Source organism: Sphingomonas abietis, assembly GCF_027625475.1.
Classification (GTDB): domain Bacteria; phylum Pseudomonadota; class Alphaproteobacteria; order Sphingomonadales; family Sphingomonadaceae; genus Solisphingomonas; species Solisphingomonas abietis.
Genome location: NZ_CP115174.1, coordinates 3481840 through 3493822 on the forward strand (window position 1 = coordinate 3481840; position 11983 = coordinate 3493822).

At 65.1% G+C, this 11983-nt stretch carries 9 protein-coding genes; 4 read left to right on the forward strand and 5 right to left on the reverse strand.

Translation table 11 applies throughout. The features are described 5' to 3' along the window. Positions 1 to 7: 7 nt before the first annotated feature. Entirely contained in the window at positions 8 to 553 is a 546-nt protein-coding gene (locus PBT88_RS16405) for an RNA polymerase sigma factor (RefSeq protein ID WP_270076382.1), read from the reverse strand. A 90-nt stretch (positions 554 to 643) separates the two neighbouring features. Beyond that, the gene (locus PBT88_RS16410) at positions 644 to 1822 is read right to left on the reverse strand and encodes a TIGR03032 family protein (RefSeq protein ID WP_270076383.1); all 1179 of its coding nucleotides are present in this window, start codon (positions 1820 to 1822) and stop codon (positions 644 to 646) included. A gap of 240 nt (positions 1823 to 2062) precedes the next feature. Between PBT88_RS16410 and PBT88_RS16415 the strand changes: the two genes are divergently transcribed. The 4 genes from PBT88_RS16415 (at position 2063) to PBT88_RS16430 (ending at position 10109) form a co-directional block, all read left to right on the forward strand. After that, on the forward strand, positions 2063 to 7231 hold the full coding sequence (locus PBT88_RS16415) for a beta strand repeat-containing protein (protein ID WP_270076384.1): 5169 nt from the start codon (positions 2063 to 2065) through the stop codon (positions 7229 to 7231). Positions 7232 to 7445: 214 nt separating this feature from the next. Beyond that, the gene (locus tag PBT88_RS16420) at positions 7446 to 9131 is read left to right on the forward strand and encodes a phospholipase D-like domain-containing protein (RefSeq protein ID WP_270076385.1); all 1686 of its coding nucleotides are present in this window, start codon (positions 7446 to 7448) and stop codon (positions 9129 to 9131) included. Then, positions 9128 to 9625: a hypothetical protein gene (locus PBT88_RS16425; RefSeq protein WP_270076386.1), complete on the forward strand. Its 498-nt coding sequence runs from the start codon at positions 9128 to 9130 to the stop codon at positions 9623 to 9625. Before PBT88_RS16420 ends, PBT88_RS16425 begins: the two co-directional genes overlap by 4 nt. 91 nt (positions 9626 to 9716) lie before the next feature. Next, the gene (locus PBT88_RS16430; RefSeq protein ID WP_270076387.1) at positions 9717 to 10109 is read left to right on the forward strand and encodes a hypothetical protein; all 393 of its coding nucleotides are present in this window, start codon (positions 9717 to 9719) and stop codon (positions 10107 to 10109) included. A gap of 6 nt (positions 10110 to 10115) precedes the next feature. Here PBT88_RS16430 and PBT88_RS16435 read toward each other — a convergent pair whose 3' ends face one another. The 3 genes from PBT88_RS16435 to PBT88_RS16445 all read right to left on the reverse strand — a co-directional run bounded on the left by PBT88_RS16435 (position 10116) and on the right by PBT88_RS16445 (position 11817). Continuing rightward, positions 10116 to 10274, reverse strand: coding sequence for a hypothetical protein (locus tag PBT88_RS16435; RefSeq protein ID WP_270076388.1), 159 nt, complete (start codon positions 10272 to 10274; stop codon positions 10116 to 10118). A gap of 26 nt (positions 10275 to 10300) precedes the next feature. Further along, on the reverse strand, positions 10301 to 10507 hold the full coding sequence (locus PBT88_RS16440) for a hypothetical protein (RefSeq protein ID WP_270076389.1): 207 nt from the start codon (positions 10505 to 10507) through the stop codon (positions 10301 to 10303). A 95-nt stretch (positions 10508 to 10602) separates the two neighbouring features. After that, complete coding sequence (locus tag PBT88_RS16445) at positions 10603 to 11817, reverse strand: DUF932 domain-containing protein (RefSeq protein ID WP_270076390.1); 1215 nt, start codon at positions 11815 to 11817, stop codon at positions 10603 to 10605. Positions 11818 to 11983: the final 166 nt, after the last annotated feature.

The window sequence follows — 11983 nt, forward strand, 5'->3', positions numbered from 1 at the left end:
GAAGCGTTCAAGCCTCATTGCGTTCGTCTTTCAGGCCGGAGATCGCCGCGTAGCTTCTGCGCAGATCCTTTTCCACGGTGCTGAGGCTGACGCCCATCTCGGCGGCGATCCTGCGCTGCTCGATGCCGTCGACGCGGTAGCGGGTGAAGATCCGGGTCGCGCGCGAGCCGACCGATGCGAGCGCCTCCTCGACGCGGCGGAGCTGCTCGGCGGCAAGGAGACGGCGTTCGGCGATCGGTGTCTCGGCTCCTTCGAACTGTCCGCTTGCGAGGCTCCAGGCCTGTTCGCGATCGCGCGAACGCGACGCGCCCCGACGCGTATCGAGAACCAGGCGGTGCGCCGCGCGATAGAGATAGGCGAGCGGCTGGTCGACGGACGCATCGACCTGCTGGATCTTGATCCACAATTCCTGGACGAGATCGTCGGCATTATCGCTGCCACACCGCAAGGCGATGAAACGGGCGAGCGCTGCACGGTGGACCATGAAGGTCTCGATCAGCACTGAGTTCGCTTCGGTCACCTTCTGCTCGTGAACGCCTGTCTGCCCGCGCACAGGCTCAACAACGCCTGGAGCAGCGGACCAGAGACGATGGACAGACCATCGTCAAGGTCATGGCGGCCCGCCCTGCTCCCGTCCTTGCGCTCATGCGGCCGTGGCGAGCCCGTAGAGCGGCCGAACTTCGGGGGCGAAGGTGATTGTACTGCGCATCTCGGGCGTGTCCGGCCCGATCGACATGGGACAGGCGACGCCCGGTATGACCGCCACGTCGAACAATTCGGTGATGTGTCCATCGAGCCGGACCCACTCGACCAGATCGCCGCTCGCAAGATTGACGATGAGCACGCCGCACCAGGGCTCGGCGTCACGCGACTGGAGTTCGGCATCGAGCGAGAGGTGCTTGAACGTGCCGTCGCGCGGCTTGGATACCGTGACGATGGCATCGCCGTTGTGGATCGACATGCCGCGCAGGAAGCCTGGGCAGAAAGCGATGTCGCGCTTCTCGCCGGTCTTGGGATCGACCTCGATGATCTGGCCGCGTCCGCTGTCGAGCGCATAGAGCCGACCACCCATGACGCGCGGCGAATGCGGCATCGAGAGCTGGTCGGTGACGATCCTGCCGGTTGCGACCTCGATGATGACGCCGCCCTGATGCCGACGCTCGCGCCAGCCGGTGACGACATCGGACCGGCTGACGGCGGTCACGAACGCCGGCCGGCCGCCGGCCATCGCCATGCCGTTCAGGTGGCAGCGGTCTTCCGGCGCAAGCTTGGAGATGAAAGGCGGCTTCCAGATCGGGCGAAAGCTGTCGGTCAGATCGAGCGTGCAAAGGCAACTATATTTGGTGTTGACGAAGATCACACGCCCCTCGGCATCGATGCCCACCTCATGCACATCGACATCGCCGGTGGTCTGGGCGTTGCGCGGCACCAGGACCGCATCGAAGACCTCGTTGCCGACTTCGCCGGGCTTGAGCATGTTTTCGAGCCGCCAGACCTGGGAGAGAGCGCCGAGATAGAGCCGCGATCCTGACCAGGAGAGGCCCATCGCCCGGTTGAAATTCTGCTGGTTGAACGAGACGGTCCCGTTGGGGTGGCGCCCGACCAGGAAGAGCTGGCCGGTCTGGTAGGACGAGAAAGCGAGGCTGGTGCGGTTGGCGGCGAGCCAGGCGTTGAAGCCGCGCGAGACGGTGATCTGCGAGGTGCCGGGTGCGGGCGCTGGCGGTTCCGCGCCGGGCGCGGTCGCAGCGCCGCGTTGCGGTGGCGCCGGCGTCTCCGCCTGTCCCGCTGATCCCTTGGTCGATGCCGCGTTCGATTTCGCCATGCCTGCCCCGAATGCGGCGCACGAAGGGCTACCCCCGCGCGCCTGAGAATGGATTTTCTCGTTAAGACGCCGCCGACGTAGCGCAGCCTTGCAAAAAAACGCAGCGCACCGAAAATTTCTTAAACCCCGGCTTTTGCACGGAAAAAGTTGCACTCTCGTTACGGGTGACGATCGATCCCGGCGTCACAGGCAGCATCTGGCGCCGAAATGCGGCGTCACCTCAGCCGGAGATGCCTTGCGATGACACCTGCCGACACTTTCGCGACCCATATGCGCGCCGAACCGGTCGGGCGAGCAGCAGCCCAGCGGCTGCGGCTCGGCGCCAGTATGGGCGCACTCGCGGCTTTGCTGTGTGCGGCCCCGACGTTTGCGCAGACGAGCCAGGCGTGTGGCGCTCCCGTCGATGGCGTCGTCACCTGCGCGCCGGATGCCGGCAACTTCCCCGATGGGATCAGCTACGAGGTTGCCGCCCCTGCCCCGCAGGACCTCACCGTCGTCGTGCCGGCGGAGACTGTGATCACGCCGACCAGCGATGACCGAGCCGGGATCAGCGTCACCAGCAGTGGCGGTGCGATCACCGTGTCGGCGGCGGACTCGTCGATCCAGGCTAGCGGCGTCGGCGGACGCGGCATCGACACCCGGACCGCAGGCGGTAATGTCTCGATCGACGCAGGCTCGGTCTATACCAGCGGCTACCGCGCGGACGGCATCGCCGCCGATGCCGGCATGGGCGGCGACATCCATATCTCAGCCCAGACGGTCACCACCGCCGGCGAGGCCTCGACCGGCGTTCGCGCCAACACGGCTGTGGGCAATATCGATATTCATACCGGCGGCGTGGTGACTTCGGGTCTCGGCTCTGACGGAATCTATGCCGCGACCACCGCCGGCGATACAACCATCGACACGACCTATGCCTATGCCTTTGGCGGCTCCGGGCGTGGCATTGTTGCCTATTCCTCGGGCACGACCACCGTGCGCGCAGAAACGGTCGGCACCCAGGGTGGCGGCATGGGCACCGAGGCCGACGCAACCGGCATCACCGCTGTCGGTACGGCGGTCAATGTGGAGGTCACCGGGTCTGTCCGGACCACTGGGGACTATGCCGCCGGAGTGATCGCGCGGACCAATCACGTCTATAGCGATCCGACGATCGTCCCCAGCATCTCGGTGACGGCTGATACGGTCGCGACCAACGGCCTCTATTCTGACGGCATCGACGCGCTCAATTATGCCGATGGCGGAGCGACGAAGGTGACCGCAGGCACGGTGAGCACCCATGGCGACATGTCTCACGGCATCTACGCGGGCGGCCAAAGCGACGTCTTGGTCGATGCAGGCGCGGTATCGACGACCGGTACCGGTTCGCAAGCCATCCGTGCGGTTTCGTTCGGTGGCAATATCATCGTCGATGCCGGGTCGGTTTCGACCAGCGGAGCAGGCTCCCACGGCATCTACGCGATCAACTATGGCGAAGGCGCCGTCACCGTGAATGCCGGGTCCGTGAAAACGCGGCGCGATTATTCGATCGGCATCGGCGCGCTTTCGCTCGGCGATGTCAAAGTGGATGCCGGCAAGGTCGAAACGAGTGGCTTCGGCAGCCAGGGCATCGTCGCCTATAGCGTGTTCGGCACGGTCGACGTGAACGCAGGTTCCGTCTCGACCACCGGCGGCAATGCGACCGGGATCGGCGGCTATGCGTTCGCTGCGGGCAAGGCGGTCCATCTGACCGGTGGTTCGGTCGACACACGCGGCGACTATGCGGTGGGCATGCTGGCGTTAGCGGCAAACGGCACTGCCATCGTCGATGCGACCGGCACGATCTCGACCTCGGGCGCGCACAGCGAGGGCATTGCGGCCTCGGGCATCTCGCTCGACGGCGGCGATGCCGTGATCATCAAGGCGGGCTCGGTCAGCACGACGGGCGGCGGCGCGCGGGGCATTTCTGCGCAAGGGTCGTCGGGCAACGTCACCATTGAGGTCGACAGTGTGAAGACCAGCGGGGGTCTCGGCGGCGGCCGCCATTCCACCTGGGCCGAGGGGATCCTCGCCAGCTCTTATGACGGTCTGCTCTCCATCAAGGCCGGGTCAGTCGATACGACCGGGAACGGTGCGGTCGGCATCGACACAACCGTAAGCCACGGCGAGCAGGTCATCGACGTCGACAGCGTCACGACCACGGGCGGCCATGCACCGGGCGTCTTCACGGCGGCCGAAGAGGGCAAGACCACAATCCGCGCCGGATCAATCACGACGACGGGTGACTATTCTCAAGGTATTCTCGCCCAGTCCTTCTTGCGCGATCCCTATACCCAGACCGACCGCAGCATCACGATTTCGGCCGGAGCCATCGCCACCAGCGGCGCAAGCTCGGACGGCATCTACGCGTTTGGCGCCGACAATGTGTCGATCGATGCCGGGACGATCACCACCAGCGGTGCCAATGCGGTCGGCGTCTACGCGGTCGGCGTGTACGGCGATGTCGGGATCAAGGTGGACAGTGTGAGCACGGCGGGCGACTATGCCCCGGCGGTCTTCGCGCTTGCGCCTTATGGAAACGTCTCGGTCGAGGCGGGCTCGGTTTCGACGAGCGGCCAGATGTCGGACGGCATCCGCGCGGGCGGTCTCAACGCTGCCGTCAAGGCCGGCTCGGTCGATGTGAGCGGCTATGGATCGCGCGCCATCGATGTGCTGGCAGCCAACGGCGCTGCAAACGTCGAAGCAGGCACGATCACGGGTTCGGGCACGAACAATATCGGCGTGCTCCTGACCGGGATCGGTGGCGCGTCGACGGTCAAGGTCGATACGATCAAGCTCTCCGGCTATGGCAGCACGGGCATCGTTGCTTTCACCGAGGGCGGTGGCAGTGTGGACGTGAGCGCCGGCAAGATTGAGGTCGGGCAAGCGGGAGCAGCGATCAGCGCCGGCGCCTATGGTGGCAACGCCACCGTCACGGTCGGGTCTGTCGTATCGGGTGGCTCGGGCATTTCAGCGACGGCTGGAAACGGTGACGTCACGGTGACGTCCGGCGCGATCTCGACGACCGGCAGCTTCGGCAAGGGCATCTACACGAATGCTAACGGCGGTCAGTCGACCATAACCCTGTCGGGTAACCTCACAACGACCGGCGAGAAGGGTTTTGGTATCCAGGCGACGACAGTCGGCGGCGACAATCTCATCGATAACCAGAAGATCATCTCGACCGCGGGCACCTATGCCTATGGTATTATCGGCAACTCACTCGTCGGCAACGTCCGTATCAATGGCGGTACGGTCACGACGTCGGGCTATCATGCCAGCGCGATCAACGCGACGGCGGTCGGGCCTTACAGCACCGTGACGGTGGTGGCCGACAAAGTTACGACCAGCGGCGCCAAGGCGGACGGCATTTTCGCCCAGTCACCGCTCGACGTCTCGATCCCGTTCCGGGTCCACCTCTCGGCAAACGCGGTGCCCTTGGCGCCGGCCGACGGCACGCCCGATCACACGGTTTCGGTGACGAGCGGCACCGTCAAGGTGACGGGCGCCGGCTCGGTGGGCATCCGGGTGCGCGCGGCGGGTGACGCGCATATCGATGCGACCAACACCAGCGCGGCTGACGGCAATGCGATCCTGGCAAGCGCTTACGGCACGACCGCGATCACGATCCGGGGCGTCACGAGTTCGCAAGGCGACGCGATCTCGGCCAAGGGCGACAATGTCACGATCGATGTCGGCAGCGCGGGCACGATCACCGGCGGCGGCGACGCGATCGTCGCGAGCGCGGTCGGATCCTATGTTCCGCCGCCCACCCAAGGCGGTGGCGGTGGTGATGGCGGCGGCGGCGGGATCGGCGTTCGCACACAGGCCGTTGCGGCGGACACCGTCCCCACCGTACGGATCACCAATGCCGGCACGATCACGGGCGGCAGCGGCTATGCGATCCGGGTCGCCTCCGGTGCGGCGAACGTCTCCAACAGCGGCACGATCGCCGGGCGCATCCTGTTTGGCGCAGGCGACGACGTCCTGACCAACAGCGGCACGTTCGCGGCAAGCGGCAACAGCGACTTCGGCGATGGAAACGACCGGTTCGTGAATTCGGGCACGCTGAGGATCCTGCCCGGGACCACGACTGCCGGCACGGTCTCGTTCCTCAATCTGGAGCGGTTCGAGAACACCGGCACGATCGATCTCGCGAACGGCCATGCCGGCGACACGTTCGTCCTGAGCGGCAATTATGTGGGCTCGCAAAATGCCCGGCTGCTGCTCGAGATGGGTAACGGCACCACGGATCACTTCACCGTGACAGGCGCCGCGACGGGATCGACGAAAATCTCACTCGTCGATCTCGGCAACGCGAATGCCGTACTGACGGGCAATGCGCCGATTTCGCTGGTCAAGGTCGGTGCTGGCTCCTCCTCCGATGCCTTCAGCCTTGCGACGCAGGACTTCGGTTTCGTCCATTATGGACTGACCTTCGACGCAGCGAACGGGCGCTTCATGCTGGCCTCGTCGGCCGGCGCGCCGGTGTTCCGCTATGCCAAGCTCAACGAGACGGTGGCGAACGTCACCAACGCCAATGGCGATGCGCTGACAGCGCACCTGCAGAGCCTTCGCGACAGCGGTGCCGGATCGAAGGCGCTGTGGGGTGATTTCGGCGGCCGTACCGATCGGGTCCGGGCGACGCGCGGTGGCTTCGATACTGGCTATCGGCAGAACAACACCGGCGGACGCCTCGGCTATGACTTCAGCGCGGGCACGGACAAGCGGCCCGGCTTTGGTCTGACGGCGGGCTATGACAGCGCGACGGTAAGCTTTTCGAGTTCCGCATCGCGCGTGTCGATCGATAGCTTCGATGTGGGTGGCTATGGCGGCTATCGCAGCGGTGCCTTCTTCCTGAACGGGCTCGCTAGCGTCGCCTTCCACAGCCTCAAGGCGACAGATCGAGAGCTCGCGATCAGCGACACCTTCTCCGGACATACGGTCGGAGCCCAACTCGAGGCGGGCGGCCGGTTCACGATAACGCGCTTCTTCCTGGAGCCGTCGGCGAAGCTCGCCTGGTCGCACACCAATCTTGGCGATCTGAAGGCGCTCAACCAGACGGTCGCATTCGAAAATGCGACCAGTCTGAGGGGCACATTCGGCGCGCGTTTCGGCGGCAAGCTCGGCGGCGGCGATGGCCCAGGCGTCACCTTCTATGGCGGGGTGCATTATGTCCACGAGTTCGCCGGCACGAAGGGTGCGATCCTCTTCAGCGGCGGCGCGAGCGAGGAGGTCGGAAATGACCGGATCGGCGATCAGGTCCGCGGCAGCATCGGCCTGAACCTCGTCACCAAATCGGCGCTCTCGGGGTTCGTCGAGGCGAACGGTTCGACCGGCGACGGGCGCAGCGGCGGCGGTGGCCGCGTCGGCATCCGCCTCGGTTTCTGATCCACCCAGGCGGGAGCGGCGAACCGTCGCTCCCGCCTGCCCATTGCCTATCGATCAATCGTCGTGCGACTTTCGATAGTTACGCACACAATTCCGATTATGACATTTGTGCGTCGGGCCAGCGAATATATTGAGAGTGGTTCGAGTTCAGACTCCAAGTAATCGTGCTCCCATGCTAATCTCCATTTGAAGCAATGCTTGCTCCGGGGGGATCATGCGGACGCGTAAGAAGAACGGCGACTTGACCGTGAACGCCGTGGCCGGCGCCTATGTGGTGCTGCTCGGCTGGACTATCTCCGATAGCAAACGCGCTGGCCTCAGGGGGTTCGCGGTCAGGCGCACCGATCCGACCGAGCAGGAAAGCTACTGGATGAAGGGCACCAAGACCTTCAAGGCGGTCGAGCCCTATCCGGCGCCCGGTGAGCAGTTTTCGAGCTTGCTCCACCCCTTCCAGTCGTTTCAATGGGCCGACTATTCGGCAAAGCCCGACCGGCCCTACAGCTACGAGATCGTGCCGATGTATGGCGAGCCGGGCGCGCTGACCAAGGGCGCGTCGGTGACGGTCGAGGTCCATACCGAAGGGGCGACCGGCGCCGACCATAGCGTGTTCTTCAATCGCGGCTCGCCCGCGACCCAGGAATATGCGCGGCGTTTCCAGAACAAGAAGCCGTCCGTAGCTGGTCCCGGCGCCTATCAATGGCTTTCGCGCGGTCTGCTCGAAAGCATCCTGGGCTTCATCGCGCGCGCCGAGGGGCCAGGCTGGAGCCTGAAGGGCGCCTTCTACGAATTCCAGTGGAAGGCGGTGCTCGACGCGCTTGGCGCGGCACATGGGCGGGGCGCCGACGTCAGCATCGTGTTCGACGCGATCCCGAAGGAGGGTGGTCCCAAGGATGCGAACGTCACCGCAATCAATGCATCGCACATCGGCGCGATCACGATCCCGCGCACCCACGGGACGCTCATGCACAACAAGTTCCTGGTGCTGAGCGACGAGAACGGGCCGGCGGCTCTGTTGTTCGGATCGACCAACCTCACCGAGAACGGCATCTTCGGCCACGCCAATTGCGTCCACATCATCGAGGGCAAGGATCCGGCCGAGGATTACCTTACCTATTTCGAGGCGCTGACCGGCGACCCGCTGACGACGCGCGCAAGCACCTACAAGGCCGACAATGTCGTGCGATCGCCGGCACCCAAGGTGCTGAGCGAACACGCCCTCGCCCCGGTCTTCTCGCCCCGCCCCGATCTCCATGCGCTCGAATGGTATGCCGACATGGCGGGCAAGGCCGACAAGGGCCTGTTCATGACCTTCGCCTTCGGCATGCACAAACTCTTCGCGGACATCTATGCGCGCACTGACGGTCAGCTGCGCATGGCGCTGATGGAGAAGGAGTGGAACGGCGCCAACAAGGAGCCGCAGATCGCCAAGATCCGCGCGCTTCAGGCGCTGCCCAATGTCGTCATCGCGGTCGGTAATCACATCCCGCTGACCGGCTTCGACCAGTGGCTGGGCGAACTCGACCGGGTGACGAGCAAGGTCAATGTCCACTGGGTTCATACCAAGTTCGCGCTGATCGATCCGCTGTCGGACGATCCAATCGTGATCACCGGCTCGGCCAATTTCAGCGAGGCGAGCACCGACACCAATGACGAGAATATGGTGGTGATCCGCGGCAGCACGCGGGTTGCCGATATCTATGTCGGCGAGTTCTTCCGCCTGCACTCGCACTACGCCTTCCGTCAGGCGGTCGGCATCTTCATGGAGAAGCACCCCGGCGCCTCTCCCGAGGATTTTGAGGTCCGCTTCCTCATCGATGACCGCGACTGGACGCAGGACTATTACACGCCCGGCGACCGCAACGCCCGGACCGCGCGGCGCCTCTATTTCTCGCAGTCATGAACGCGACGCCGGCGACAGAAAGCACGCAGCCAGCGGCCGCGAAGCCCGAGCGCAAGCACGACGATCTCAAAGCCGAATATCTGCTGATCCAGGGGCAATATGAGGCATTCGACCAGCGCGCGCTCGGCATGAAAGCGCTGGCGACGCCGCTGCTCGGCGCCGGGCTCGCGGCGGGCACCAAGGAAGGAAGCCCCGCGATCTTGTGGGCAACCATCCTGGTCGCAGTGTCCTTGTGGCTCCTCGAAGGCATATGGAAAGGCTTCCAGAAAAACCTGGCTGGACGGATCGAGGCTTTGGAGGCGTGGTACCGGGGCGAAGGCGAAGATGATCTCGCGCCGTTCCAGATCTACAGCTGGTGGAATGCGGTGCCCTGGAAAGACCGCTTCTGGTACGTGACGACACGGCTCATAGCGCCGTTCATCGCCCTGCCCTACGCAGCAGTGATCGTCGTCTGCTTCATAGGCCTGTTCGCCAACCTGTACGTGCCGAAATAGCCGAGGCGAATGGAGCCCAACGGCAGCGCTCCAAGCCCCCGCACGCTTGACATATCGTTCACTTTACGTTCCAAAGAGCGCGAGGTGTTCCATGACCATCGGCCGCTATCTCCAGGGCTATGATGCCAACCTGCCGCTCAACGACGCGGCGGTCGACCCCGAGGTACCGTTCGTCCGTCGCCGCCTCGCCAGTCTCGCCGCGGGCGAAGGTCTCGACGGCGGCTACTACGAGGCGCAGGAGCTGGCCGAGGCCTTTCTCGACGCGGCGCGCGAGGCCAATGCCGGGATCGTCGACGACGACAGCCCTGCGTGTGTGCGCCTGCGTGACCTCCTCTCGCGCGACCTCGACTATCAGCGCGAGCTGTTCGACGAGGTCTGCGAACTGCCGCTCGCGGACGCCGCCGCGCATCTCACGTGGTTGACCGGTCTCATGCGGACGCGCGCCGATATGGCGGTGACGGCCGATCAGGCGAAGCGGAGCTGAGGCGCCTCAGGCCGTGCCCTCATAGGGCGCGGTCAGTCGGATCTTACGGACCTCGGTCGGATCGAGCGTGGCCAGCATCTTCTGCTCGGCGGCGACCACCTCGTTGAACGCACCATAGACGTCGATCGTATATCTCCGGTTGGAAGACGCCGGCAGCAGCGGCACGAGACGGCGCCGCTGCCGGGCTCGGATCAGCGCGCGACGGCGCGGCGGGTCAGATCGGGGATGCGCGCATTGTCATAGACGCTGCTCACCGACCGCTCGAGTGCGTCGCGCTGGGCGCGGTACCAGTCGGTCGCCTCGATGACATAGGTCTCGGTGGCATAATGCTCGTCGCCGCTCAGGAATTCGACGTCGACGGTGAAGGTCGCAAAGGCGATCTGGGAAGTGGCGTGCATCGGGCTGTCCTTTCGATATGAAAAGAGCGGCTCCGACCGGGATCGGAACCGCCTGCGCTGGGGTTGATGATGGGTGGATCGGCCCTGGGCGGGCGTCAGTTCGCCTTGGCGAGGAGCTTGCGCGCCTTGCCCTCGATCTCGAGGCGGGTGTCCTGATTGGACTTGGCGCGGGCGTGCGCCGTGATACCCTGGACGAAGTCGAACAGGCTGGCGGGCGGATGGCCCTCCTCGGCGAGCACCGACTGGATGATCTTCGCCGTGTCGCCCTTCGAGAAACCGCTCTTGCGCAGGAAGGCCTCGCGATCTTCTTCGGTGCGCGCGACGATCCTGCTGCGCGCGGTCTTGATGCCGTCAATGAAGGTCGCAGCAGAGGAGTCCGCGAAGGTTGCGAGGGCGGGTGCTGCCTCGTGCGCGAAGCGGTTGGCAGCGAATTTGGAATGCCGGATCGAGATCTCCTCGAAATTCTCGACGCCCCAGAGATTACGGTTCATGCAGACGGCGCGCAGGTAGAAGGTCGCGATGCCCAGCGACTTCGATCCCACCTCCGAATTCCAGCAGTAGAAGCCGCGGAAAAAGAGGTCGGGGTCGCCGTTGGGGAGTTTGCCCGCCTCGATCGGATGGGTGTCATCGACGAGGAAGATGAAGACGTCGCGATCAGAGACGTAAAGCGTCGTCGTGTCGGTGGTGACATCGACATAGGGGTTATAGTGCATCGAGCGCCAGTCGAGCACGCCCGGCACTTTCCAGCGCGTGTCGCTCACCCCGTTTCCGGCGATGCGCATGACGGCGGCGACCAGTTCGTGGTCCCAGATGCGGCCATAATCCGGCCCGGTCACGGCGCGCAGTTCCGTTCGTCCCTCGCTCGTCCGCAAGAGCTTCACCTGCTCGCCCCGGTGGTGAAGCAAGCCGTGCTGGAGATTGATGCCGGCAAGCGCCGCCGGGAGGGTGCGCAGGTAGGAGGCAGGAGCGCCGACTAGGCTGGAGAGCTGGCCGAACGACCAGTTGGTGGGGCTGAGCGGCTCGGCCTCGCCCGGTACGATCAGGCTCAGGCGCTCGGCACTGTTCATGCTCGCCTCGACCCGCACCTGGTTGCTCTCGACGATGCGAGTGCGCGCATCCTGAGCCCGCGCGCGCACGCTGTCGTAAAGCGCGTCGAGCGAAAGGAACTTCTCATCGTCGGGGCGCGAGAACCATTCGGACGAGACGCGGCCGATATTGCGGCCCCGCGAGATGTCGACGCGGTACGCGCCCTGGACGGGCGGACGCGACTGCGCCTGGGGAATGTCGATCTGTCGGGCAAGAGTGGCCATCGGAGGTCTCCTTGGATCGCACAGCCCGAACATCCGGACCGGCCACCCCTTCCCCACCCACTCCCCTCCAGGGGGCAGGCGGCGGGCGGCGGTGATCACTCGAGGAGCGGCAGGCCGGGCTGGCGCGGACGATGCGCGGCACCGCAGCGACCAAGCCGACAGGCCC

Coding starts and splice junctions, on each gene's coding strand:
- PBT88_RS16430 (WP_270076387.1), top strand. CDS start 9,717: ATGACCATCGGCCGCTATCTCCAGGGCTATGATGCCAACCTGCCGCTC.
- PBT88_RS16410 (WP_270076383.1), bottom strand. CDS start 1,822: ATGGCGAAATCGAACGCGGCATCGACCAAGGGATCAGCGGGACAGGCG.
- PBT88_RS16440 (WP_270076389.1), bottom strand. CDS start 10,507: ATGCACGCCACTTCCCAGATCGCCTTTGCGACCTTCACCGTCGACGTC.
- PBT88_RS16415 (WP_270076384.1), top strand. CDS start 2,063: ATGACACCTGCCGACACTTTCGCGACCCATATGCGCGCCGAACCGGTC.
- PBT88_RS16420 (WP_270076385.1), top strand. CDS start 7,446: ATGCGGACGCGTAAGAAGAACGGCGACTTGACCGTGAACGCCGTGGCC.
- PBT88_RS16425 (WP_270076386.1), top strand. CDS start 9,128: ATGAACGCGACGCCGGCGACAGAAAGCACGCAGCCAGCGGCCGCGAAG.
- PBT88_RS16445 (WP_270076390.1), bottom strand. CDS start 11,817: ATGGCCACTCTTGCCCGACAGATCGACATTCCCCAGGCGCAGTCGCGT.